General features: G+C 49.4%; 23 protein-coding genes. 17 read left to right on the top strand and 6 right to left on the bottom strand.

The window, feature by feature from the left end:
• Positions 1–197: 197 nt before the first annotated feature.
• The 13 genes from ACQ4MZ_RS10645 to ACQ4MZ_RS10585 all read left to right on the top strand — a co-directional run bounded on the left by ACQ4MZ_RS10645 (position 198) and on the right by ACQ4MZ_RS10585 (position 11,236).
• Positions 198–1,442, top strand: a complete 1,245-nt coding sequence (locus ACQ4MZ_RS10645) for an MFS transporter (RefSeq protein WP_430844876.1) — start codon at positions 198–200, stop codon at positions 1,440–1,442.
• Between the two features lie 289 nt (positions 1,443–1,731).
• Complete coding sequence (locus tag ACQ4MZ_RS10640; protein WP_430844875.1) at positions 1,732–2,112, top strand: DUF3244 domain-containing protein; 381 nt, start codon at positions 1,732–1,734, stop codon at positions 2,110–2,112.
• Positions 2,113–2,282: 170 nt separating this feature from the next.
• Positions 2,283–2,624 (top strand): type II toxin-antitoxin system HigB family toxin, encoded by a 342-nt coding sequence (locus tag ACQ4MZ_RS10635; RefSeq protein WP_430844873.1) that lies wholly within the window; start codon positions 2,283–2,285, stop codon positions 2,622–2,624.
• Positions 2,594–3,283, top strand: a complete 690-nt coding sequence (locus ACQ4MZ_RS10630; RefSeq protein ID WP_430844872.1) for a helix-turn-helix domain-containing protein — start codon at positions 2,594–2,596, stop codon at positions 3,281–3,283. The genes ACQ4MZ_RS10635 and ACQ4MZ_RS10630 overlap by 31 nt, the downstream gene beginning before the upstream one ends.
• A 78-nt stretch (positions 3,284–3,361) precedes the next feature.
• Positions 3,362–4,474, top strand: coding sequence for a Gfo/Idh/MocA family protein (locus ACQ4MZ_RS10625; protein ID WP_430844870.1), 1,113 nt, complete (start codon positions 3,362–3,364; stop codon positions 4,472–4,474).
• A 3-nt stretch (positions 4,475–4,477) separates the two neighbouring features.
• Positions 4,478–4,819, top strand: a complete 342-nt coding sequence (locus ACQ4MZ_RS10620) for a low molecular weight protein tyrosine phosphatase family protein (RefSeq protein ID WP_430844868.1) — start codon at positions 4,478–4,480, stop codon at positions 4,817–4,819.
• 107 nt (positions 4,820–4,926) lie between these two features.
• The gene (locus ACQ4MZ_RS10615) at positions 4,927–5,265 is read left to right on the top strand and encodes a type II toxin-antitoxin system RelE/ParE family toxin (protein ID WP_430844866.1); all 339 of its coding nucleotides are present in this window, start codon (positions 4,927–4,929) and stop codon (positions 5,263–5,265) included.
• Between the two features lie 2 nt (positions 5,266–5,267).
• Complete coding sequence (locus ACQ4MZ_RS10610) at positions 5,268–5,567, top strand: helix-turn-helix domain-containing protein (RefSeq protein ID WP_430844865.1); 300 nt, start codon at positions 5,268–5,270, stop codon at positions 5,565–5,567.
• Positions 5,568–5,675: 108 nt separating this feature from the next.
• Positions 5,676–6,596, top strand: a complete 921-nt coding sequence (locus tag ACQ4MZ_RS10605) for an SMP-30/gluconolactonase/LRE family protein (RefSeq protein WP_430844863.1) — start codon at positions 5,676–5,678, stop codon at positions 6,594–6,596.
• 168 nt (positions 6,597–6,764) lie between these two features.
• Entirely contained in the window at positions 6,765–9,185 is a 2,421-nt protein-coding gene (locus tag ACQ4MZ_RS10600; protein ID WP_430844862.1) for a TonB-dependent receptor, read from the top strand.
• 8 nt (positions 9,186–9,193) lie between these two features.
• Positions 9,194–10,147 (top strand): DUF4249 domain-containing protein, encoded by a 954-nt coding sequence (locus ACQ4MZ_RS10595; protein ID WP_430844861.1) that lies wholly within the window; start codon positions 9,194–9,196, stop codon positions 10,145–10,147.
• A 194-nt stretch (positions 10,148–10,341) separates the two neighbouring features.
• Positions 10,342–10,752 carry a hypothetical protein gene (locus ACQ4MZ_RS10590; protein WP_430844860.1) on the top strand — a complete coding sequence of 137 codons (411 nt, stop codon included), beginning with the start codon at positions 10,342–10,344 and terminating at the stop codon, positions 10,750–10,752.
• A gap of 82 nt (positions 10,753–10,834) precedes the next feature.
• Positions 10,835–11,236, top strand: a complete 402-nt coding sequence (locus tag ACQ4MZ_RS10585) for a DUF1398 domain-containing protein (RefSeq protein ID WP_430844858.1) — start codon at positions 10,835–10,837, stop codon at positions 11,234–11,236.
• On the opposite strand, the gene ACQ4MZ_RS10580 is transcribed toward ACQ4MZ_RS10585, so the two are convergent.
• Positions 11,233–12,252, bottom strand: coding sequence for a threonine aldolase family protein (locus tag ACQ4MZ_RS10580; protein WP_430845358.1), 1,020 nt, complete (start codon positions 12,250–12,252; stop codon positions 11,233–11,235). The two genes, ACQ4MZ_RS10585 and ACQ4MZ_RS10580, sit on opposite strands and share 4 nt — an antisense overlap.
• A gap of 117 nt (positions 12,253–12,369) precedes the next feature.
• Between ACQ4MZ_RS10580 and ACQ4MZ_RS10575 the strand changes: the two genes are divergently transcribed.
• On the top strand, positions 12,370–12,552 hold the full coding sequence (locus ACQ4MZ_RS10575; protein ID WP_430844857.1) for a hypothetical protein: 183 nt from the start codon (positions 12,370–12,372) through the stop codon (positions 12,550–12,552).
• Here the strand turns inward: ACQ4MZ_RS10575 and ACQ4MZ_RS10570 are convergent.
• Complete coding sequence (locus ACQ4MZ_RS10570; RefSeq protein WP_430844856.1) at positions 12,549–13,697, bottom strand: FAD-dependent oxidoreductase; 1,149 nt, start codon at positions 13,695–13,697, stop codon at positions 12,549–12,551. The two genes, ACQ4MZ_RS10575 and ACQ4MZ_RS10570, sit on opposite strands and share 4 nt — an antisense overlap.
• A gap of 146 nt (positions 13,698–13,843) precedes the next feature.
• Positions 13,844–16,159: a GH92 family glycosyl hydrolase gene (locus tag ACQ4MZ_RS10565; RefSeq protein ID WP_430844854.1), complete on the bottom strand. Its 2,316-nt coding sequence runs from the start codon at positions 16,157–16,159 to the stop codon at positions 13,844–13,846.
• Between the two features lie 110 nt (positions 16,160–16,269).
• Here ACQ4MZ_RS10565 and ACQ4MZ_RS10560 point away from each other — a divergent pair, with 110 nt between their 5' ends.
• From ACQ4MZ_RS10560 to ACQ4MZ_RS10550, 3 genes are all read left to right on the top strand, one after another.
• On the top strand, positions 16,270–17,118 hold the full coding sequence (locus ACQ4MZ_RS10560; protein WP_430844853.1) for an MBL fold metallo-hydrolase: 849 nt from the start codon (positions 16,270–16,272) through the stop codon (positions 17,116–17,118).
• Between the two features lie 235 nt (positions 17,119–17,353).
• A complete protein-coding gene (locus ACQ4MZ_RS10555; protein WP_430844851.1) occupies positions 17,354–17,740 on the top strand; it encodes a type II toxin-antitoxin system VapC family toxin in 387 nt (128 codons plus the stop codon).
• A gap of 5 nt (positions 17,741–17,745) precedes the next feature.
• Positions 17,746–18,504, top strand: a complete 759-nt coding sequence (locus ACQ4MZ_RS10550) for a patatin-like phospholipase family protein (protein WP_430844850.1) — start codon at positions 17,746–17,748, stop codon at positions 18,502–18,504.
• Here ACQ4MZ_RS10550 and ACQ4MZ_RS10545 read toward each other — a convergent pair.
• The 3 genes from ACQ4MZ_RS10545 to ACQ4MZ_RS10535 all read right to left on the bottom strand — a co-directional run bounded on the left by ACQ4MZ_RS10545 (position 18,493) and on the right by ACQ4MZ_RS10535 (position 25,167).
• Positions 18,493–19,800 carry a vanadium-dependent haloperoxidase gene (locus ACQ4MZ_RS10545; protein WP_430845357.1) on the bottom strand — a complete coding sequence of 436 codons (1,308 nt, stop codon included), beginning with the start codon at positions 19,798–19,800 and terminating at the stop codon, positions 18,493–18,495. The two genes, ACQ4MZ_RS10550 and ACQ4MZ_RS10545, sit on opposite strands and share 12 nt — an antisense overlap.
• Before the next feature lie 13 nt (positions 19,801–19,813).
• A complete protein-coding gene (locus ACQ4MZ_RS10540; RefSeq protein WP_430844848.1) occupies positions 19,814–23,200 on the bottom strand; it encodes a VCBS repeat-containing protein in 3,387 nt (1,128 codons plus the stop codon).
• 92 nt (positions 23,201–23,292) lie between these two features.
• Positions 23,293–25,167, bottom strand: a complete 1,875-nt coding sequence (locus tag ACQ4MZ_RS10535; RefSeq protein WP_430844847.1) for a RagB/SusD family nutrient uptake outer membrane protein — start codon at positions 25,165–25,167, stop codon at positions 23,293–23,295.
• Between the last annotated feature and the right edge of the window lie 8 nt (positions 25,168–25,175).

The following is a 25,175-nucleotide window of genomic DNA, read 5'->3' as shown; positions in this document are numbered from 1 at the left end:
AAATGACTACACTTGACCACACTTAACAATACCTGACAACACCCGACAATAAATGACTACACCTGACTATCAGTGACTACACCTGACAACCTCCTGACCACCTGACTTGACAATTCAGCGGTTAAAAAAGAATTGATTGACATTTAATAACACAGGCCGACGGCCGAAAGCCGAAAGCCGAAGTAAAACCTAACCCTATGTCAACAACAACCAATAATCCTCAACAATCGCTGCTTTCGCAGTTATTGCAAGTGCCTGTAATAGTAGCTGCATTGGGCTACCTGGTCGATATGTACGACCTGTTTTTGTTCAGTGTAGTGCGGGTGCCGAGTTTAAAAGCGCTGAACGTCTCCGACGATCAGCTGCTGAATGAAGGCATTAGTTTATTGAATTACCAAATGGCTGGAATGCTGATCGGTGGTGTGTTGTGGGGGGTGATTGCGGATAAAAGAGGCCGGCTTTCCGTTCTTTTCGGGTCTATCATCATGTATTCCCTGGCCAACATTGGCAATGGTTTCGTCACATCACTTGACCAGTATGCACTTCTTCGCTTTATTGCGGGCGTCGGGCTGGCGGGGGAGCTGGGGGCCGGGATTACACTGGTTACGGAAGTATTACCCAAAGAAATACGCGGCTATGGTACCACATTGGTGGCCACACTCGGAGTTTTGGGAGCAATTTTGGCTTACTTCGTAGCCGATTTATTTGCATGGCGCATCTCCTATTTTGTAGGAGGTGGAATGGGTTTGCTGCTTTTGGTATTGCGTTTCAATGTTTTTGAATCGGGTATGTTCAAACATGCCAAGGAGCGTTCGGTGGATCGCGGCAATATTTTTATGATCCTGACCAACGGGAAACGCCTTGGCAAATACCTGATGGCAATCCTTGTCGGCCTCCCGATTTGGTTTGTAGTCGGGATTCTCATTACCTTTTCGCCCGAATTCGGGGCTGCGAAAGGCATTGAGGGAATCAATGCAGGTAAAGCAGTGATGCTCGCTTTTTCGGGGCAGGTGGCCGGAGATATCGTCAGTGGATTACTTAGTCAGTACATGCGTAGCAGGAAGAAAGTGATCAGGCTGTTCATCATGCTTTCGCTTGCAATGGTGATAGGCTATTTGCTTATTCCAATGCAGGACTTGTTCTCCTTCTACTTGATTTGTACCTTGCTCGGATTCTGCAATGGTTATTGGACATTGTTCATTACTATTGCTGCGGAATTGTTCGGAACCAACCTCCGGGCAACCGTCGCAACGACAGTTCCCAATTTTGTACGCGGCGCGACTATTCCGCTGGCGTCATTGTTTGTGAGTTTCAAACCTGACCTGGGAGTGATCCAGGCCGGGCTGGTAATAGGTATAGCGACAGCCGCAGTGGCTTTGCTGGCCTTATATTTCCTGGAAGAGACATTTACAAAGGATATGGACTTTGTAGAAAAAGAATAGTTTCGGTTTTAGTTTTAGTTAAAAGCGGCCCCCACAGATGGAGGGCCGTTTTTTTTAACAGTTATTAACACTTTCCCAAGCAACACTCCTACCCGACCCTACGTCTCTTGGTTACATTTTTGAAAAATAGCCATGAGATACCGTTCAATTGCTTATGCTGGGAATCAACCACTTGTCCCACCCGAAATTCCGCTCGTGTACTTTGATTCAGATCGTACACGGGCATGCTCTTACCTTTGTCATGTTCTTAAAACAGAACAAAATTTATAGCCATAAAAATAAAATAGCCATGAAAACATCCGTTAAAACCTTCATTTGCGCATTTGCGCTTGCAGCCGCTTCTTTCACCGCTCAGGCAGGAGACAAAGAAGCCAAAAAAGCATCCACTTTCGGAACCGGCATTTATGCTACCAAAACCGGTAAAATCAACGTCCTTGTAGACAAGGGCAACACCGATTCCAAAACAACATTACTGCTTAAAGACGCAGAGGGAATCGTGGTATACCGCGAAACAATTTCAAGAGATCACAAGAAATTCGGACGCACCCTGAACCTCGATGCGATGGAACCAGGCAAATACAAGCTGGACATCATCAGTGGTAATGAAGTTCAAACCAAAACTTTCGAACTGGCCGACCAAAAAGTAGAACGTATCCTGACAGTTAAGTAAGGTTCAAATACATAGTATCCGGGCGGCACCTTCCCATTGCGGGAGGTGCCGCTTTTTTTACCCCAAAATAATTTTCCTGTTACCTATTTCGAAACCGGCGTATCAATAGAAAGTTCAAAACCAAAAGTTCACTTTTTAGTAGAACTTTTCTTAAATTGTACTGCCGAAAGATGCATATTGAAGGTAAAAGGATTTTGGAAAGGCTTATAAGAAAGAATAGAGGAAACTCGCGGCTGGCAAAGGCTGTCGACCAACTTGTTAAGGACCTTAAAACGAATTCGATAGATGATATCGGAGATCTCCTGAAAATCAGGAACGATGCTGACCGAGTTCATAGTAAAGGGCTATATTTCTTCAACCTGCACATTCACAGGACTTTGGTCTTCATAGAATTTGAGAAGGATCAGGCCGAGATCCTCTGGGCTGGGACACATGAGGAATATGTAAGGGTTTTCAAAAACAACACAAACACGATCGAGAAATGGCTAAGAGCAAACACCACATGGAACTAAGCGAACCTAATATCAAAAAAATATTGGACGCAGGCCGGATTGAAACCGAGCTCGAATGTGAGCAAGTTACGCTCGCCAAACGATATTTAAGGCTTCACGAGGAAAATCTGCCGGATCTTGGCACGACCATACAGGCGTTGAGCAATTTGATTATCGAATTTGAAGACAGGTGCTGGTCAGACAGATCACTTATTACAGACGCCCAAGTTGAAGAGAGCGACGCCGCAGTAATCCAAGCCGAGAAAGAATATGTATTCATCAGACAACGACGCAAGCTAATTCTTGAAAAACTTCAAGCGCTTTCATTAAAACAAAAAGACCTTGCTCTCTTATTAAATCACAGCAAATCCTACACCTCCGAATTGCTGAACGGTATCAGGCCGTTTTCGACCAATGATTTAAAATTGATCCATTTACTATTCCAAATCCCGCTTACAGATCTCATTATCACCATTCCTTCACAGGAAACATTGAGCCGGTTGGAAACCGCGATAGATAAAATCTCTTCCTTAAATCCAAAAGCAAAGTTGCTGCGTGAAACGTTAGCGAATCGTCCGGTGGCGAAAGGTTTACTGCCGGATAATTGGGATGAGGATGATTTGCGGGAAGAAATTGAGCCGGAAGATCACGCCGGTGAACTGACACTTTCAAATAAATGAGTTACAAAATCACAAGGAGATCAACGGCGTAGCCCACTTTTTGCCTTTTGAATATTCAACTGAAAATCACTCATCAATATGGATACCCGTCGAGATTTCCTGCAAAAACTATCATTAGGCATTGGTGCAACCGCATTGAGCGACCTCCCTGCATCAGCTCGCGAGCTGTATTCCGGGCCGAAAGCAGACAAGCAACTGCGTGTGGCACTGATGGGGCTGGGCAGCTACGCAACCCGTGTGGCGGAAGCCATGAAAGATTGCAAAATGGCGACGCTCGTCGGGGCCGTTTCGGGCACGCCTTCTAAGCTGGAAACCTGGAAACAGAAGTATAACATTCCGGAAAAGAATACTTATAACTACGAAACGGTCAGTAAAATAAAGGACAATCCGGATATCGACATTGTATACGTCACAACGCCCAATTCCCTCCACCACAAACACGTCCTGCAAATTGCGGCCGCCGGGAAGCATATTATCTGTGAAAAACCCGTTGCCGACAATGCAAAGCAAACGCGCGAAATGATCGCAGCCTGCAAAAAGGCAGGTGTGAAGTTCTATATAGGCTACCGGATGCATTTCGAGCCGCACACGCGCGAGCTAATACGCATGCGTGAGGCCGGTGAACTGGGCAAAATCATGCATGTAAACAATTATATGGGCTTCAAATCCGGTGATCCGAACCAATGGCGGCTGAAAAAAGCCCTCGCAGGCGGGGGCGCGATGATGGACGTAGGCATTTACGCGCTCAACGGTGCCCGTTACGCGACCGGCGAAGAGCCGATCTGGGTAACAGCGCAGGAAACCAAGACCGATCCTGTGAAATTCAAGGAAGTCGACGAAACGATTATGTTCCAGCTGGGCTTTCCGAGCGGCATTGTCGCCAGCTGTGGCACGACGTACGCATTCAATAATTACGAGCGGCTTTATGTGGTTGGAGAAAAGGGGTTTGTGGAACTGAGCCCCGCATTCGGTTATGGCCCTATTAAAGGTCGTACCCACCTTGGCCCGATGAACCAGCCTGTGGTTACGCACCAGACACTTCAAATGGACGGCATCGCCGATATTATCCTCAACAACAAACCCGATCCGAATGTGACCGGGGAGGAGGGTTTGAAAGATATGATCGTGGTAGATGCGGTATACGAGTCAATCCGCAAGGGCGGGGCTAAAATTATGCTCGCAGGGAAATAACATATGCATCGTCCCAACATTCTGATCATTTGCGGCAAGAACAAGCGTCGCAGCCGTACGGCCGAATACATTTTCAAAAACGACCCCCGATTCAATATCCGGTCAGCCGGATTGAGCCCTCAGAGCAATAGGAAAATCTCTGAAGGTGACCTTAATTGGGCCGACATCACACTGGTCATGGAAAGCGATCACAAATCCAAGATTCGAAAACTGTACACCCATCTGGATTTGCCGCCCATTCAGGTGCTTGACATTCCGGATGACTATGAATTTATGGATGAAGAGCTGATCGAAATCCTTACAACGAAAATCAATAGTCTGCTGGAAACACATTTTGAAACCTGAAAAGACGAAGAACGCGACGTAATGGTGATCGTGAACAAAAGGCAACTGGTAGGATCCGGTTGCCTTTTGTTCCATTTTAAGTTAACTTTACATACCACACTATGCTTATGGAAAAGATTAGGGAAGTAATTTTATACAAGCACTATTTCAAGAACTTCTTCCGGGATTTGTCTCCGCTTGCGAAGAGCAAAGTTGATTATGTTCTATTCCTATTAACTCACATAGAACGCATTCCGGAGAAATTCCTCAAACATATTGAAGGTCACAAAGGTCTTTATGAACTAAGAATTGAAGCAGGAAATAACATATTCAGAGTATTCTGCTGCTTTGACAAGACCAAGATCGTTGTGCTATTAAATGCCTTTCAAAAGAAAACACAAAAAACGCCTTCCAGTGAAATTTCCCTGGCGATAAAACTCATGGATGAATACTTCAATAATATATAATTATGGCTGAGAACAAAGATATTACAACAGTGGAGCAGCATTTTACCGAACGCTATGGCGAGCCTGGCAGTGCTTCAAGGATTGAATTCGAAATAAAGGCGAAAGCATTTTTAATAGGTGAAATTATTCGTGAGGAAAGAAGGCTCGCGCACATGACACAAGAACAACTCGCGGAGCGGATTGGAGCAAAAAAGAGCTTTATTTCAAGGATAGAAAACGGTCAGTCCGATATTCAACTGTCTACATTGTACAGACTTTTGGAAATTGGACTGGGCAAGAAGCTTGAACTTGTCGTAACCTGAAACGTTTCTGGTTAACACGTTACGATGATCCTTACCAATCAGTAAAGCCCCAGCCGTCCCGACTTTAATAAATTGACCCGGTTCGAAACAACGCCGGGCGCGTTTAATATGCAAAAATCCAGAATCATTATCCCCATGCTGGCCGGCCTGACCGCGCTGTTTACTCCTATTTTAATGTCCGCACAAATCATGGATTCAAAATCAATCGTCGCGCCCGGAGCGCAGGTCGAGAAGCTGGGCGACGGGTATAAATTTACCGAAGGTCCCGTTGCCGATAAAGACGGTAACGTATTTTTTACCGATCAGCCCAACAATAAAATTATCCGCTGGGATGCCGAAACCGGCGCATTCAGCACGTTTTCCGATAAAGCGGGCCGTGCCAACGGCATGTATTTCGATAAAAAAGGAAACCTTATTGCGTGCTCCGATGAAGAGAACCAGGTTTGGTCCTTCGATAAAAAGGGCAATCCGACGGTGCTGGTGAAAGATTACGAAGGTAAGCTGCTCAATGGCCCCAACGATCTCTGGATCGACCCCAAAGGCGGTATTTACCTCACCGACCCGCTCTACAAGCGGGATTATTGGAAGCGCGATCCCGCTATGCAGCAGGATGGCCAGCACGTCTATTACCTTAGTCCCGATCGCAAAAAATTTATCCGGGTGGATGAAAAGCTGAAAAAACCCAATGGCATCATCGGTACCGCCGATGGCAAGAAGCTTTACGTAGCCGACATTGGTGACAATAAAACCTATGTTTACGATATTCAGAAAGACGGGACATTGGCTAACCGGCAGCTGTTTGTTTCCAAAGGCTCCGATGGTATGATCCTCGACGAAGAAGGTAATCTTTACATTACCGGCGACGGCGTGACAGTTTTTGACAAAACCGGTACGCAAATCGCCCATTTCCCCGTGCACAAAGGATGGACCGCGAATGTATGTTTTGGCGGCAAAAATCGTGATTTGCTGTTTATTACAGCCGAAACAGCCGTTTACGGGTTAAAAATGAAGGTTAAAGGCGTAAAGTAACCGATCCGGCTTTGGCGATGGCGGAGCTTCCCGGTTTAACGGGAAGTTCCGCCATTCTTTTTGTCACGGGTGCAACGGTTTTGAGCTGTATATCGTCATGGTCAAATACAACTACTTCATACTAGATCACCAACCGACTCGTTACTCAAACTAACCGCCATCTCGTCTATGCGTCTGATTTTTACGGCCTTTCTTTTTCTTTCCCATATCATTTCCATTGCACAGAGCCGCGTTACGATCAGTGGCTTTGTACGGGAGAAAGGCAGCCAGGAACAGCTTCCAGGCGTGAACGTATATATCGACAGTACCCCTTACGGCGCAGTGACGAACACTTATGGATTTTACTCCCTTACCGTGCCGGCATCAGATTCCGCGACGGTCTCCTTCTCATTTGTCGGTTATGAAAAACAGCAGAAGCGAGTGGCGCTCCGGACGGACACCGAACTGAACATTTTTCTTCCTACCATTACACAACTCGAAGAAGTGGTCGTGTCCGCGCGAAAGCAGGAGGATTATGTCAGCCGGACGGTCCAAATGAGTAAAATCGAAATACCGATCCAGCAACTGAAAAAAGTGCCGGCATTCTTTGGCGAAAAGGATGTGTTGCGTGTCCTGCAACTCATGCCGGGCGTGCAAAAAGGGACAGAGGGCCAAACGGGGCTTTACGTACGCGGCGGCGGACCCGACCAGAACCTTATTATCCTCGACGACGCGGTGGTTTACAATGCCAACCACCTTTTCGGCTTCTTCTCAATCTTCAATTCGGATGCGCTCAGGAGTGTGGAACTCACCAAAGGCGGATTTCCGGCACGGTATGGCGGTCGGTTATCCTCGGTGCTGGAAATGAATATGAAGGAAGGCAGCAAGGAAAAACTGCACGGAGAAGGCGGAATAGGCCTGATTTCCTCGCGGTTAACCCTCGAAGGGCCTATTTCGAAGGGTAAATCTTCTTTCCTGATCTCCGGCCGCCGGACTTACATCGATTTTCTGGCCGCGCCGTTGATCGCCCGGGAGCAGCGGGGCGAAGACAGCCAGGTGAAGCCGGGTTATTATTTTTATGATTTGAATGCCAAGATGAACTACGATCTCGGCAGTAAGGACAAACTGTATGTCAGCGGCTATTTCGGTCGCGACAAATTCCACGCCAACGAGAAGAGCAGCACCTCCGAAACCCGTGCCGGCCTCGACTGGGGCAATGCGACGGCGACCATGCGTTGGAACCACGTTTTGAACCAGAAACTGTTTGTCAATACTTCCTTCATTTTCAGCAATTTTAAATTCGGGGTTTCCAGTTATTCCAAAGAATTAAATAGTGATGGCTCCCTCGACGACGAGTTCAGCCTTGAATACGATTCGCGCATCCGTGACCTTGGTGTGAAAACGGATTTTGACTTTTATCCCTCCTCCAAACACGCGGTAAAGTTCGGAGGACAGGCTACTTTTCACAAGTTCGTCCCCTCGGCGCTGGCGATCGCGGGCACATTTACCGACAATCCCATCGAACGGTCGGTCAAACCGGTTCATTCGCTCGAAGCGGGGTTTTATATCGAAGACACCTGGCAGGCATTGGACGCGCTGAAAGTGAATGCCGGCTTGCGGTTAAGTACGTTTCAAACAGAAGTTAAGACCTATGTCCGCCCCGAACCCCGCATTTCAGCAGCATTGCGCCTCGCTGAAAACCTTTCTTTCAAAGCCTCCTATGCGCGTATGAACCAATATGTCCATTTGCTTTCCAATACAGGCCTTGGGCTTCCAACCGACCTTTGGGTACCTACCACCGCACGAGTTGCACCCCAGCAGTCGGAACAAGTTGCCGCTGGTCTGGCCAAAGACTTCGAACGCCCGGCACTCACGGTCACGCTGGAGGGATATTATAAAAAAATGAACAACATCCTCAACTATAAGGAGGGCTCGTCGTTTCTGAGCATCAATGGCGAGAATGCCAATGAATTGAGCTGGGAGGATAATGTAACCTCCGGCAAGGGCTGGTCGTATGGCGGGGAGGTTCTCGTTCAAAAGAAAACCGGGAGGTTCTCGGGCTGGATTGGCTACACATTGTCGTGGACCTACTGGAAATTCCCGGAGCTAAATTTTGGTAAAACATTTTTTCCCCGCTACGATCGCCGCCATGACCTTTCAGTAGTAGGGATATATGAATTGAGTAAAAGAATTACACTTTCGGCGACCTGGGTGTACGGTACCGGTAATGCATTGACGCTCCCGGTGTCGAGCTACCGGGCGGCGACGGATAACTTTGTGACACGCACCACGGGGGATGGTAAGCCTGCTATCAATTGGTTTGGCCCGACCGTCAGCGAATACGGGCAAAAAAACAGCTATCGCGCCGAGCCGTTTCACCGCATGGACATCGCCATTCAATTCCACAAAAAGAAGAAGCGGCATGAGCGCACATGGGAGTTTGGCGTTTACAATGCTTACAACCGCCGAAACCCGTTCTTCTATAACATCGACGAAGAGATAGTCATTCTCCCTAATGTGATGCCGGCTACACCCGTGCCGAAATACACGCTGAAACGCTATTCGTTGTTCCCGATACTGCCCTATTTCAGCTATAACTTTAAATTCTGATAGCAGCCATGTTCGCTAGATATATCATTTTTCTGTTCCTAACACTGTTCCTGACGGCATGCGAATCGCTTGTCACCGAAGTCGACAAGGGTAATCTTCCACAAGTAGCATCGAAGCTGGTAGTGCAATGCTTTATTTCGCCGCAGGCCGCGCGCATTAATGTGGTCGTGACGGAATCGGTACCGCTTTTTGCCGAGCCCGATTTGAAAGGTGGCGTGATCCCGAATGCGGTTGTCAAATTATCCAATGGCACCCAGGAGGCCGTCATCCCGTTCGATACTGCCAACCAACTTTATTCCGTCGACAAATCAGCACTCGCCATTCTACCCGGGAAAACCTATTTCCTTTCGGTGGTCAACGGTATTCGATCGGTAAAAGCAACCTGTACTGTACCGGCCACCGCCGTAGTTCCGGCTACCTACAAGATTGACACCTCCTATTCCGGGAGCCTGTCGGCACGCGATACTTCCCTGACCGTAAAATACAACTGGAACGATATCGCCGGACAAACCAACTACTACCGGGTCCACGCGTCACTCGATCTGGAATACAGCATTCCCGAAGAACTTTCCGGTAACGGCCAATTCAAGGAAAAAAGGATAAGAAACCGCTTCAATTTCAACTGGGACGACACTATCGGCCGGAACGATTTCCGTAGCGACGTAAATCTGGACGGTACTGAATTTAGTTCGCCGATCGGACGCGTAAATCTTCCCGACCCTCTTAGTTACAGTTCCAACGACACCGTGTATATCTCCTATCCCAAAAGCAAAATCATATCCATCACCATGGAAGTGTACAATACCGACGAGCATTATTTTAAATACCATCGTTCGGTGCAAACGCGGGGCGACTCGGATAATCCATTTGTCGAACCGTCGCTGATCTATACCAATATCGAAGGTGGGCTGGGATGTTTTGGAGCGTATAACTCGGGACAATTGGTGTATCGTCCCCAATAATCCCGTTTATGCACCATTCAGGTTCTACAAAATCTGGCAAACTGAGGTCAAAGTACCTCAATATGTACATCGCCGGATTGGCATTTTACCACGGGGAACGGCTGTTCAGCAAGGCATACTTTTTTCCCGAATGATGTTCAAAATCGCTATCAGTTGTTGATTCAACAAGATCATCCATTTTAAAAATAAATACTATGGACTTGCAAGGAACAGACCAGGATAAGGTTAAGAAACCCCATCCTTCCAACAAAAACATGAGCGAGCCCGACACGCTCATTGAAACGCTTGAAGATTTGCAGAAGCAAGGCTATACCTATGATTTTAACCTTACGGCCCATGCCCTGGAAGTACATAAGGATGATGGCATCTGCCTGACGTTGTCACCCGAGGATTTCGATATTGTGCAGGTTTATCGTTTCGAAGGAATGACCAACCCTTCCGATATGTCGATCTTGTACGCGATCGAATCAAAAGACGGACTAAAAGGGACGCTGGTGAGCAGCTATGGCGTGTATGCCGACGCGATGTCCAATGAAATGATTAAAAAACTGGACACGCGCAGCTCCCTGATCGTCCACCCGGAAGACGACGATATAGCGCATTGATTTGCTGATACTGATAACCTGAGATGCAATGTTGCTTTAACCTCCGGTGAAGCAACATTTTTTTCATTAAAGCGCACTGACCATGGAAATGATCGAACTGACCGAAGAACTTATTGAATCAGCCGAGCAACGGTCTGCCGGCCAGCCCTACCCGTTATTTGTCAAAAACCTGAAAGCCATCGGGGTCGACAACTATGAAGTGAAGGTAAAAAACCATAAACGTACCTATACGTCCATTAATGGCGACAAGCTGATCATAGCCGGCGACCTACCTGAATTTGAATGCGCAGAGACATTCGAACTGGAAGAAGTAAAGGCAGCCATTAAACGTAATCAAGACGGCCTTACCGACTACCCGACTTTCCTCCGCGAGATCGGCGCCGCAGGCATACACACCTACGTAGCCGATCTCACGGGCATGAAAGTGATTTATCAGGGTCCCAATTCAGAATATGAATACGAGGAAATGATCCCGGAAGTTTAGAATGTCCGCAGCCTGGTCCGCATGATATCCAGCAGGTCGTCGGTGAAGTCGAGGTGCGTTACGAACCTGACAAGCCCTTTCCCAAACGTCACAGCCAGGATTCCGGCGTTCGCCAGGCGGGTTACATATTCCTTTTCAGAGATACTGTCGTCAAGTCGGACAATGACGATATTGGTATCTACAGGGAAAACGTCGGTTACCTCTGCCCTGGCTGCAAACAGCTCCCCTATTATCCTGGCACGGTTGTGATCTTCCTTCAACCGGATGACGTGGTTATCTAGCGCATAAATGCCTGCCGCGGCCAGGAAACCTGCCTGCCGCCAGCCACCGCCCATTACTTTCCGGAAGCGGCGTGCCTCGCGTATCATTTCGCGGGTACCAAGCAGTAACGATCCCACCGGGCAACCAAGCCCTTTGGAGAGGCAAATGCTGATGCTGTCGAAGACCTGCCCATATTGCGCAGTTGTTTCACCGGTTTCGACCAGTGCATTGAAAAGCCTGGCGCCATCCAGGTGCAATGGGATATGACGCTCGCGGCAGACATCGCGGATCGCTTCGATCTCCTTAAAATCATAATAGCAGCCGCCGCCCTTGTTCATGGTATTTTCGAGTGAAACCAGCCTGGTTACGGTCGAATGCACGTCATTTTCGGGGCTGATCGCCTCGCTAACCTGGTGCGCCGTAAGCCTTCCCCGATCGCCGTCGAGCAGCTTTACCGACGAAAACGCGTTGAGCATAATGCCTCCTCCCTCGTACAGGTAAATATGCGAATGCTTATCGCAGATCACGTCGCTGCCGGGACGCGTATGCACGCGGATGGCGAGTTGGTTGGTCATAGTACCGGAAGGGCAAAAGAGCGCATCTTCCATCCCGAAAAGGCGGGCGGCCTTGTCCTGCAATGCATTCACTGTCGGGTCGTCACCGAAAACGTCGTCGCCCACTGTGGCACTCCACATGGCTTCCTGCATTTCCCGGGTGGGTTTGGTAATGGTGTCGCTGCGGAGGTCTATTTTTATTTCCAAAACATTCATGGGGCATTCGCTGCAATTTCCTGCCAAATTAATGCTTAAAGCTGATTTCCGGCCAGGCATTGCTAAGTTTAAACGGGTATATTGCAAGCAAATTCAAGCAGTATGGAATTCGAAGAATATCTGAAATCAAAAAAAATAGACGCCGCAGCTTTTAAAAAAGGCGATGTTTTGCGCTACCAGGAATGGAGTGGTCTTTTTGAAACCATGCATCCGGAGAGCTTCACGGCCCATAAGAAATTCCTGATCAACGAAATCCGCCGGCGCTATCTGCTCAAAGAGGATTAACCCCGCATTTCTTCCATCAGCTTCATGAGTATCCCTACGGTTTTCTCGGTCTGCTCTTTGCTCGGCGTCGTGTCCCAATTGCCAACAATGCCGTTGCTTCCGATGTAAATGCCGTCTTTGCGGGCAATGAAATTAGCTCCCTGCGTGTATAACTTGTAGTTCACATCCCCCTGCGGAATAAGGCACGAAAGCTGGCCTGAAATTGGCGTAAGCTCCTGATCGTTAAAAACCGGCTTGGCCCCCAGGCCCATACAGTTCACGACCACTTTTTCGGGCAATGCGTCGATATCTTCCAGTTTTTTGATCTCCTGAATTTTCACTTTTCCTCCGAACATCGTAAAATCCTGTAACTGATGACGCAGGTAAGTGGGGATGTTGAACATGATATTGGTCCGCCGCGTCACGTGGTCGGCTTTGAAAGGATGCTCCTTCTTTTCCAGCCGTACCCGCTCGGGTAGCAGCCCATGTATTTCAAAATCTTCGCCCCCCGCTCCTGGTGTATACACCGGTGCTTCTTTAAACACCCCATATTCTTCTGCCCAACTGGCTATGTCGTTCATGCCCAGCAGAAACTGGAACCTGCGGAAAGAGAACCGCGTCGCGTCTTCCCATATGGCCTGAAATTCAGGTTTCGCAATCTTCTTATCACATACGCGTGACGCTGGCGACCAGGTTCCGGTAGCCAGGTTGCTCGTCACATTAGGAGGCACGTCCTTAGTATAAATAGTGACCTCGCAGCCGCTTTCCTGCAACAACCGTGAAGTTGCAATGCCCACGGTTCCGCAGCCCAATACCGCGATCTTCTTTTCTCCGGTAGCCAGTACATTTTTCCGGGCAATGTTGCCCGTACCCCACGACAACGACCAGCCGCTGCCGCCGTGACCATAGTTATGGACGATCGTCTTGTTGCCCAATTGCTCCACATCCAACCGCGGGCCGGATGCACGGAAGGGCCGTAAACCGACCGTCTCCTTCACAATACGGTCCATCGAAAGGCGTAGTTTGGGAATCTGATGGTAACCCCGGCTGATGTGGAAATGCTTGTCGGGATATTTCAACTCGGTTCTCGGTGCACAGGACGACGCCACTGCGCCTAATGCGAAGCTCGCCGGAATGGCTTTTTCAAAGAAATCTCTGCGGTTCATTGGGTTGGGAGTGAATAGTAATGGAATTGTGGAATTTAGCTACCAACCGTTATGAATACAAATTTTATATGGTAGTCTTAAAAAATATCAAAACGTTCTTTCCTCAAATACAATTTTTGCAATTCAACAACCACTCCTAAGGGCTGTCAATTCTTAGTCAGTGAGAACGGCATGTCAGCTGCCTGTACACCCCATTCTCTATTCGGCCTATCCCCCATTTGCAGTACCAGGGAGCCTCCTTTCAAAAGCTCGCCGTGGGTAATGTAGGTCCGGGTGAAGGGTTTGCCGTTCAACGTCGCCGATTGAATGTACCGGGCATTGTCGGAAACACCTTTCACTTTTACGGTAAATCTGCGCTTCTTGCCTGTCTCTATGGAAATTTCTTCGAAAACAGGACTTCCGAGCACGTACTGGTCCGTTCCCGGCGCTACGGGGTAAAAGCCCATCATACTGAATGCCAGCCAGGCCGACATCTGTCCGCCGTCCTCGTTACCGCTCAATCCACCCACACTGGTATCATATTCGCTTCGGATGATGGTCCTCGTCCATTGTTGCGTCTTCCATGGCTGCCCTGCGAATGCGTAGAGGTAGGCGATCTGGTGATTCGGCTCATTGCCATGCCAGTAATGCCCCTGCTCGAACAAGGTATCGAGCTTGGCGGTGAAACGGTTCTTTCCGCCCATGATCTTTTGTAGTCCCACGATATCCTGCGGCACAAACCAGGTGTATTGCGCCGGCGACCCCTCGGTAATGAAGCTGGCCCGCTTTGCAAAAGGGTCAAAATTGGCAATCCAGCGCCCGTCGGCATATCGTCCGCGTGCATAGCCTGTCGACGGATCAATTACATGCCGGTAATTGAGCGCCCGGCTACGGAGCAGGTCGGCATCTTCTTTCTTTCCCAGGCCACTTGCCAGGGTCGACAGGCAAAAGTCGTCATACGCGTATTCGAGCGTGCGCGAAACCTGCTCACGCTTGTGGAACGCCTGCCACACACTGTCTTCCAACGGCACATAGCCGTATTGCAAATAGGATTTCAACGCCCGGCGCCCCTGTCCGGCCTCGTAGCTTTTAGCATTGGTGTTCACCTCGAATGCGTTTTTATGCAAAAAATGGTAGGCGCTATTCACATCGAAATTCCGCACATTCTTCGCATAAGCATCCGCAATAACGGACAATGCGTGGTCGCCGACCATGGCCGCCGTGTAATGGTTCCAGCAGGGAAAAATCGGCATCCAGCCACCTTGTTCCGCTTTTTTCACCAGCGATTGTACCATATCCCCTGCCCGTTTGGGTTCCAGCATTATTTCCAGGGGCATTGCCGCGCGGAATGTGTCCCACATGCTGAAATCGCAGTAGTAATCGAAGCCCTCGGCTTTTTGCAACGGGGTGCCGCCAGCAAACGACGGGTAGCTACCGTCCACATCGGAGAAGAGCCTTGGCGAAAGTTTGGTCCTGTACAAGGCACTATAAAAAAGTGTTTTATCATGTTCACTTCCGGCTACATTTACCTTACCCAATGCTTCATTCCACGCTTCACGCGCCGATTTCCGGACCGCCTCTAATGGTTTGGTGCCCAATTCCTTTTCAAGATTCGCCCTGGCACCCTCAATGCTCGTGAAAGAGGTGCCGATCCGCACGGTAACCACCTGTTTTTCATCCCCAAATCCTACATAGGCCCCGAGCCTCTCGCGGTTTCCCTTGCCGGTGAGTATCCTCCCCATCGGTGTAATGGTGTCACCCAGCCACACGCCCGACTGCATGAATTTCTTGTCGAACTTGATCACAAAGTATCCGCTGATCCCCGCCGGCTGCCCGGATCCCTGGTAAATGCGGTGAACAGGATTGTAGCCTACAATTTCGCCCCGCTCCCGAAGTACCTCCACGAAACCTTCCCCTTCGTCGCTGTTAGGTTCGATTATGATAAAAGATTCCTCGCCGCTCTCGAACTTGAACCGCATAAGAGCGGTCCGCGCCAGGGCGGTTACCTCTGCATTAATCTGATGGTCTTGCAGCCATACGCTGTAATAATCGGGCGTGCTTTGTTCCTTTTCGTGGCTGAACAGGCTGGCCCGTTTTTCAGGATTGGTAATGAGCTCGCCCGACAGCGGCATAACCGTCACGGAACCGTAATCCTGCACGCACGAGCCATTCAGCCAATGCGTCCCACGGAAGCCTTGAAACTTGTTATCGTTATAGTAAAACGGTGCGATGCATTTGGTTTCGGTGGAACGCGTCTGCGGTGTCCATTGCGTCATACCATTCGGAACGCCCACCGCGGGGATGGTTTGCCCTTTCAGCTCGCTGCCTGCCTCGCTGTGCGTTTTGGCACTCTCCGTGGCCGACGGGGCAGTGCCGATCATTGTTGCCACATAATCGACAGGCGTTTTTTGTGCATAGGATTGATTATCAACAAAAAAAGTCGACAATAGCAGAAAACTAACTGAGAGGAACTGTACGCGCATGGTTAGGCTTGTTATTAATTCACGTCGGAAGATCGAAAAAATAATGGTATGTTAGGTCGATAGAATGTTGATATTCCACTGATCAGGACGATTTAAATCCAAATAACCCTATGAAAATCCATATCATCGACACCGGTTTTTTCAAGCTCGATGGCGGGGCCATGTTCGGTGTGGTTCCGAAAGTGCTTTGGAACAAACACAACCCGGCCGATGAAAAAAACCTCTGCTCCTGGGCTATGCGATGCCTGCTCATCGAGGATGGTGCGAAACTGATATTGGTCGATACCGGGATGGGAAACAAGCAAGACGACAAGTTTTTCGGGCATTACGACCTCCATGGAGACGCTACTTTGCATTCATCTCTTGCTGAAAAAGGTTTCAGCCCGGCCGATATCACCGATGTGTTCCTGACCCACCTGCATTTCGACCATGTCGGGGGGGCCGTGCAATTCAGCCGCGACGGCTCACGCCTCGAACCAACTTTCCCCAATGCTACCTACTGGTCGAACGAAGCGCATTGGCAATGGGCCACTCACCCCAATCCGCGTGAGAAGGCCTCTTTTTTGAAAGAAAACATCCTTCCATTGCAGGAATCGGGGCAATTGCGGTTTATCCCAAAAGGTCAATCGCCCTTTGACGGCATCGGCCTCATCCACGTCGACGGCCATACCGAGCAAATGATGCTGCCCGTGATCCAACACAAAAACCAGAAGATCATTTACTGCGCCGACCTGTTTCCATCGTCCTTCCACGTTCCTATTCCCTGGATCATGAGCTACGACATGCGGCCATTGCAAACGATGGAGGAAAAACAAAGTGTCCTCCAACAAGCCGTCGACGAGCAATGGATATTACTTTTCGAGCATGATCCTGTGTATGAAGCAGCATTGGTGGAAAATACGGAGAAAGGCATCAGGATTCGCGAGCGGGGGTTGCTAAGAGATTTCCTGGTTGAGTAAATGCGGCTATTTCGTTATATTTGGATATGCAAACACAGGAAAACATATCATTCGATGAATTGATCAGACTGATTAGAGGCCTATCGGCCACTCAACGCGCCCAATTGAAAGCTGAGATTAACCGAATGGAAAATCAACCTCCTAACACCCAATTAGAAGAATTTTTGCTGTCAGCCCCAACGTTCTCTGAAAATCAAATAAAAACGATTGAAGAAACCAGAAAGGCAATTGACCAATGGCGAAAGAACTAGTGCTTGTTGACACCTCCATTCTCATCGATTTTTTCCGCAAATCGGACAAAACCAATTCACGGCTGCTGAAATTGGTGAAGGAAGAATTTAATTATTGCATTTCGGCGATTACAGAATTCGAAATTTACATCGGCACTACCCCAAATCAGACAGCGTACTGGGAGGATTTTTTGTTCAGAACTCAGGTACTGGCATTCGACAAAGAGATCGCACGAACGGCGGTCGATATCAATAAGGCACTCAAAAAGCAAAGCAGATTAATCGGCATGGAAGATCTCTTTATCGCTGCCACGGCAGTGCATTACCAGCTGCCGCTTGCTACATTGAATGTAAAACATTTCGAACGGGTCGAAGATCTGCAACTCCTGTAACAATCATGAAAACAGCACTAATCCTCTCAGGCGGGGGCGCGCGCGGGATCGCGCATGTAGGCGTGGCGCAGGCGCTATGGGAGCGCGGTATGCGGCCGGATGTGATCAGTGCGACGAGCTCGGGGGCTTTCGCAGGGGCGCTGCTGGGCTACGGATATGAGCCGCTGGAGATATTGAAAATCATTCGCGACACGAGCTTTTATCCTTATCTGAGATTTGGGATCGGCGCGAATGGCTTGCTGCATATGCGGAAGATGGAAGACGTTTTCCGCAGGTTCATTCCTGAAAATACTTTTGAATCACTGAAAATACCACTGATAGTGACCGCTACCGACATTGTTTCGGGCGAAGAAGTACGTTTCCGGAGCGGGGAGCTGGCTTTACCGGTACTGGCGTCCTGCTGCATTCCCGGGCTTTTCAGCCCAATTCATTACAATGGACGCGATCTGGTCGATGGTGGCGTTTTGAACAATCTGCCCGTCGAGCCGGTCCTCGACGAGGCAGATTACATTATCGGGAGCCATTGCAATCCTTTTAACCTGGATAAACCTTTGAAACGGACCACAGAGATCGTCTACCGAAGCCTCATTCTGGCAATGCACACCAAAACGAAGGCACGTTTCACGAAATGCGACCTGCTCATCGAGCCGCCAGCATTGAGCCGTTTCAGCATTTTCGATTTCCGGAAAGCGGACCAGCTTTTTGAAACAGGATACACATTCGCCCAAGGGCTCCTGAACGACCGCAAGGCACTACTTCCCTGATGCCGCCACTGCTTTGTTGCCTAGCGTCCTGATCACCCATTCTCCTACCTGCCTCCCTTGCTTCTGACCATTCTCGATCGCGTCCATAAAATGGATACCACCGTAAAAACGAGATATACCCGATTCCTCCGAGGCATGGAGAAACGATTTGAATGAGCGTGCTTTCAGGTTGAAACGCTCCTCCACCGTGTCGGTATAGGCAAAATTATCGCCGAAATAATGGGTAAGAATAACAGCAGCCGCTGTCGATATAACCGAGTGCCCGCTCAGGTACTCAGGGAACGGCGGTGTTTGGAGAAATGGCTTCCAAGTCGGATCGATGTATTTGCGGATGGCAGTTTCGGGGCGGATCCGGTTACTGCGGTATTTCTCGTCCCAGCAGGCCATGAAACCATCCATCAGACCGATCGCCACGGAGGTATTGATCAGCATGGTTTTAGAGAAATCGGTTTTCGCTTTCCGGCAGGCTATGTCGGTAATACCCATCCAGTGCGCACCTGGGGATATTTTCTTCATCCCTACCAGCAAATGCCCCTTGTTTTCCAGCGCAAACGGGTTACAATCCCAGAACGCGGCGATTACCCGGTGCTCTTCCGCCTTCTGATCGTCGTCGTAATTATGCTTCATCAGCTTGAAAAACTCCGAATCTTTCGACTCCGAGAATGCGACAGGCGGCGCGGGCTTGAACTGCGATGCCGAATCCAGCGTAAATGGCCGTACGGTTTTGAAATAAGGCTCTACCGGCGGGAAATAGCCCGGAGGCGTCGGATACCAGGTCCCCGGGCCGCCGTGCGGCTCATAACGCGGAAAGTTACTGATCTTGTTGTAACGGTCGGCTTTGGCATATTTGAGGATCTGCTTGCTGATCGCCAGCGCATATTCCTGCGATCCGGCCAGTACCTCGTCGGTAAACCCGATTTTCTTGCAGGAGTCGACCAGGCTTTGCTGAAACTTTTTGAGCAGTAAGCCTCCCGAAGGCTGCATTTTCTTCGCAGTTTCGAGCATCGCCAACGCTGCTGCCAGCTGATAGGAATACTCGGCCACCTTGGGCTTTTCGATTTCCGGAAAGTCATTCAGTATCCCGTACATGGAGGGATACGCTTTGTTGTTTGCCGCTACCACTTCGTAACCTGCCAGACATGCGTAGGAATAAAACCTCGCCCCCAGCGGCGGATTGGTAACGTCATGCACCATTACGTCGGTCATTTGCTGCGTTACCTGACCAATTACCGTCGGATCGATCTCCTTTTTTGACTCACTCTTTTTGCAGGCCGCCCACATGACAGCCAGCAGCATTCCCAGAAGAAGGTTACTGAACTTTACCAATTTGATATGCTTTTATTTCCTGTTGATTGATCCCGAATAGCAGTTTATTACCAAGCGGCAGCACGCTGCGCACGTCGCCTTTCAAGCCAAAACCCGATTTATCCTGATTGACGTATTGGAATTGCCCTTTACCATTGCCCCGCAAAAGGATACCGTAATTGGCATCGTACTTCCCGAAACGGAGCCGCGCCTTGCTGATGTTGCCGCAAACCAACAGATCCTTCTGCCCATCGCCATTGTAATCGAGCGAGGTAATGGTGTAAACCGGCGATACCTGTACCTGCAAGGGCAATGCCCTTTCTATGAACTTGCCGGTCGCGGTCCTTTCGAACAAGGCTGTTTTCAAATAGGTCGCTTTCAGTTCCTTTGCTCCTTCCAGTTCTTCCTTGGTAAAAATTTCCTTTACGCTCAGGTCTGCATAGCTCTTGTAATCCTGGTAACGGGTACGCATAATGCTCATCTGATCGAGCATTTCATCGCGGGTTACGTAAGGATAGCTCTTTCCCTGGATGTAAAAGCTCATAATCGGGTCAACGGAGCCATTGTCGTCGAAATCTTTATAAACCATTTCCACCGGCTCGCTATCGCTGGCCTTGCATTGGGTATTGGTACCCATGTTACCGATCACGAGGTCATCCTTGCCGTCTCCGTTCAGGTCTTCCACGAGGATTTTATTCCACCAGCCATTGTAAGCTTTGTCGAAATAATCGGCGGTTTTGTTTTCGAGCTTGCCATTGTTGTTGATCAAAACAGTAACCGGCATCCACTCTCCTACCACGATCAGGTCTGCCTTTTTGTCGCCATTCAGATCCGTCCAGGCGGCATCGGTCACCAAGCCGATATGTTCCAGTTCCTTAGATATGGCTGCTGTATGGTCGGTAAATTTACCTTTGCCATCATTCATCAATATATAGCTGCGGGGTATTTCCGGGTACCGACCCGGAATGACGCGACCGCCTACAAAGAGATCAAGCTTGCCGTCGCCGTTGATGTCCGACGCGCGCGCGCAGCTCGTGCTCGTGAGCATAGCGGGCAATGCGCCCGGGGCTTTGGTGAAATTACCTTTGCCGTCATTGATATATAACCGGCTCTGCAACAACGGATCATCCGGCATAAAGTTCGCATAACCTCCGCTAGCCACGAATATATCCCGCGCGCCATCGCCATTCGCATCAAAAAACAATGCATCGGTATCCTCGCTTTGCTTGTCGGCTTCAAAAGCGGGAACAGATTTTGCGATAAATGCACCGCCCTTTTGCTGAATGTACAACTTAGCTGCCTCGCCCGAAGTACCTCCGATAAACACATCATCCAGACCGTCCCCATTCACATCGCCTTTCCGCATGCACGGGTTAGAGAAAGAAATCGGGTTGATCAGCAAAGGTTGACGTTTGAAGTCATTCGTTTTTACCGCCGGGCTCTTGAACGCAATCGGTGAAGCAACCGGCTCGAACAACGGCACGACCGCTTTTTCGGCCTTCGCTTTCTCTTTGGCGTTCACCTCTGAAAGCGACAATGTGGTATTTGTTTTAGGATTGATCACCTTTTCCTGCTTGCCATTCAGCCAGGTTACCACCAGCGAATCCACAGCCGGTTCCTTACCCAATCCGAAATGCAACACCGGCGATACGCTTGACTGGTAACCGCGGGTCGGCATTTGTTCGAGGTATTGCTGTTGACCTTTCTGGTAGATCGTCACTTTCGCACCGAGCCCCAGCGTGTTCCGACCGGCCCCAGTCAATTTTACTTTGAGGTAATTGTTTTTTAAATGCTTATCCCCGTCATTCTGGTAAATGAATGCAGGCTTATTGATATTGTTCACGACCAGGTCGAGGTCCCCGTCGTTATCGAGGTCAGCATAGGCCGCGCCGCCGGAGTTAGATATCTCGCCCAGTCCCCAGCTATCGGCCACGTTGGCAAATGTCAGGTCTTTTCTGTTTTGGAAAAGGTAGTTTTTCATATTCGAAGACGGCATCTGGTACACCAGTTGGAGGACGTCTTCGCGCTTCACCTGGCCTTCAATGCGCTTCAAGTGGTCACCCATGAATTTTACAAAATCCATATTGGTGAAGTCCCGCAGGTTACCGTTGGTAATGAAAAGGTCTTTCCATCCGTCGTTATCATAATCGGCGAATAGCGACGCCCAGCTCCAGTCGGTATTGGAAACGCCCGAAAGCTGGCCGATTTCGGAGAATATCGGATGTTTGGTACCCTTGCCCAGGCCTTCATTCAATTGCAGCATATTGCGCATATACTGGTGATGAAAACCCATTTTGACATTAAAATCAAATAACTCGTAATTATCGAGACCTGTCAGCAACTTCTGACGGCGGTTATCCTCGGGAAGCATATCGAGCGTAAAAATGTCGGGCAAGCCGTCGTTGTTGAAATCGGCAATGTCGTTCCCCATCGACGAGTGCGACGTGTGGCCGATACTGGCGTGAAGCACGTCGGTGAAAGTGCCGTTGCCATTGTTGATGTATAAAAAATCCGGGACCGAATAGTCGTTGGAAATGTACATGTCCTGCCAGCCATCCTGGTTAATATCGGCAATGCCGATGCCCAGGCCGTAGGTCAGTTGCGAGCTATGAATGCCCGCTTTTTTAGTGATATCCGTAAAATGCGGGGTGCCATTCTGCGGATCGTTACGGAACAACCTTACGCCGGTTACCGGGTCTTCCTTTCCAAGAATATCAGCTGTGCTGGCCTCGTCCAGGATTGGCAAGGCTTTGGGATTATGGTTGAGCAGGAACATATCGAGGTCCCCGTCTTTGTCGAAGTCAAAAAATGCAGCTTGTGTGCTGTTGCTCATCACACCCAGGCCGTATTGCTCCGCCATTTCTTCAAACTGCGGGATGCCCTGTGCATTGTTGCCTTTGTTGATGAACAGCTGGTCTTTCAGGCTCTCGGGCGAAACCGCTCCGGAGTAGCAAACGTAGATGTCCAGTTTACCGTCCCCATTTACATCGGCCATCGTCACCCCTGTCTTCCACGGGCGCTCACGCCCTCCTACCTGCGCAACGGCCGTGATGTCCTCGAATACCATCTTGCCCTTGTTCAGATACAGCTTGTTGGGCACCATGTTACCGGTGAAATAAATATCGTCGAGCCCGTCGCCATTGAGGTCTCCGACCGCCACTCCACCTCCGTTATAGAAGTATTCATACATCAGCACATTGGTATTCAAACCCTCGGTGAGTGTATTGGAGAAATCTACTTTTGTCTGTTCGGGGGTCAGGAGCGTAAAAAGCTGCGGGCCGGCGGGAGCTTTCTTTTCTTCTTGGGAATCGGAGGATTTGTCACAACCGGAAAGTACCAGTCCAGCGATCAGAACAATGCTGCCTGCTTTCCAGGGCCATATTTGCTTCATGACAGGAATGAAGAGTTTTGAAGGAGTAAAAAAAGAAACTATGCCTTGTAAGCCAAGGCATAGTTTCAGTAAAATTAGTCAATAAAATATAACTATTTATCGTAACCCGGGTTTTGTACCAGTTTTGCGTTACGGTTAATTTCATCGCGGCTGAACGGACGGAAATACATCTTATCAACCCACGTACGGTTCTCATGTGATTTCTCTTCCACAGGAGTGTAAGTATAATCGTAAACCGTTGGATCGTAGTGATATGGCTCCTTCATCGATTTACCCGGCTTGAACTTACCGATTACGTTGATGTACTGCAATGAGCGTCCCAAAGTAGTCGGAGCGATCATCCAGCGGCGTGCATCGTGATAACGCTGCTCTTCGTAGGCCATTTCAATGCGTTTTTCGTGGCGGTAAGCTTCTTTCAAAGCAGCACCTGAAACTTTCAATGCAGGCATACCGGCGCGGAAACGGATTTTGTTCAGCCATTCCAATGCAATTGCTTCCTCTCCTAATTCAATGCTCGCTTCGATGTAGTTGAACACATTTTCAGTGACACGGAAGAACGGCCATGGAATGTTCTGACGATCCGTGTTGTCGTACAGCGACGGGTTCGGATCGATGAACTTACGCATATAGTAACCGGTGCGGCTACCGTTCCAGTCTTCGATCGAGCTGCTGCGGGTATCCAATCCTTTACGGTTGATCAATGCACCTTTGTCGTCCAGGAGGTCATATGCGCCTGTCTGGATCTGGTTAGCAGGGTCTTTCGCATCGGAAGGACGTGGTTTCCAGTTCGCTCCGTCGTACATGATCGTTGCATAGAAACGTGGGTCGCGGTTCACATACGGATTCGCTTTATGGGTAGGGTTAGTCCATGAGAACGGGGTACCGTCCATCATTTCATAGTCATCCACGAGCGTTCCGATCGGCGTGTTACCCGCCCAGTTGTGATAGCCGTTAGGACCGTTGTTCAAACCGGTCTGGCGTGCACCTTCGTTCTGGCTAGGCGTGAAGTAACGTCCGAAAACGATATCGTTCGCCGACGCATCCAGGGTTTTGTCCGCACTGGCACCAGCCATCGCCAAAGAGATGTAGTTGAGGCGGCCTTGTTCCGGAGTTACCGGTGCAGTCAGGTTCAGCTTATAACCATTGCCGCTTGCGTCCAAAGCAGCTTTCGCAGCAGCTTGCGCGGCGGCCCAGCGAGCTTTACGGTCCCCCGAAGTGTACCCAAGGAATTCAGGGTTCGGGAAATCGGCGATCACCGACGATTTTGTCTTAGCAGTCGGAATGTCATGCAGGTCGCTGGCAGCGTACAATAACACACGGGCTTTCAAGGCAAGCGCGGCAGCCTTGGTTGCGCGGCCCTTCGCCGGGTTTTTACCGTCCAGCAACAGCGCAGCGCTGTCGGCATCACTTACGATCTGTTTCACGCACTCGTCGTAAGTGCTGCGAGGTACGGAATAATCCTCGTTCAGCGCATATACTTTCTTGATCAGGGGAACGCTGCCGTAGTAACGTACCAGCTGCTGATAGTAGTAAGCACGCATGAAATACGCTTCTCCTTTGAGGCGTGCCTTCAATGTTTCGTCCGTAAACGTCGCAGTAGCCAGTTTGGAGATGGCCAGGTTCGAAGCGCGAATGTACTGGTACATTTGGCTCCAACCGTAGGTAGCATCCACCCAACCAAGGTTGGAAGGGCTCAAACTGCCTTCGTTTACTGTGTTAATGTTACGGCCCGTGTGGGTAAATACTGCTTCGTCCGTAAGGGAAGCCAGCATTTGCTCACTGAAACCACCCTGCTGCAAACCAGCATAAATACCTGTCACAAAACCTTCTGACAATGCACCGTCGCCCCATACGGCATCACCCGGGATCTCAGTTGGCGGCGTTACATCCAGGAAATCAGTGTCGCACGATGACAAGCCTCCCGTCATCAGTGCAGCAACCAATAAAAACTTATATGTCAATTTCATATTTCTGA

Source organism: Dyadobacter sp. BHUBP1 (genome assembly GCF_050587785.1).
Classification (GTDB): Bacteria; Bacteroidota; Bacteroidia; order Cytophagales; family Spirosomataceae; genus Dyadobacter.
This window is presented reverse-complemented; position numbering and strand designations above follow the sequence as displayed.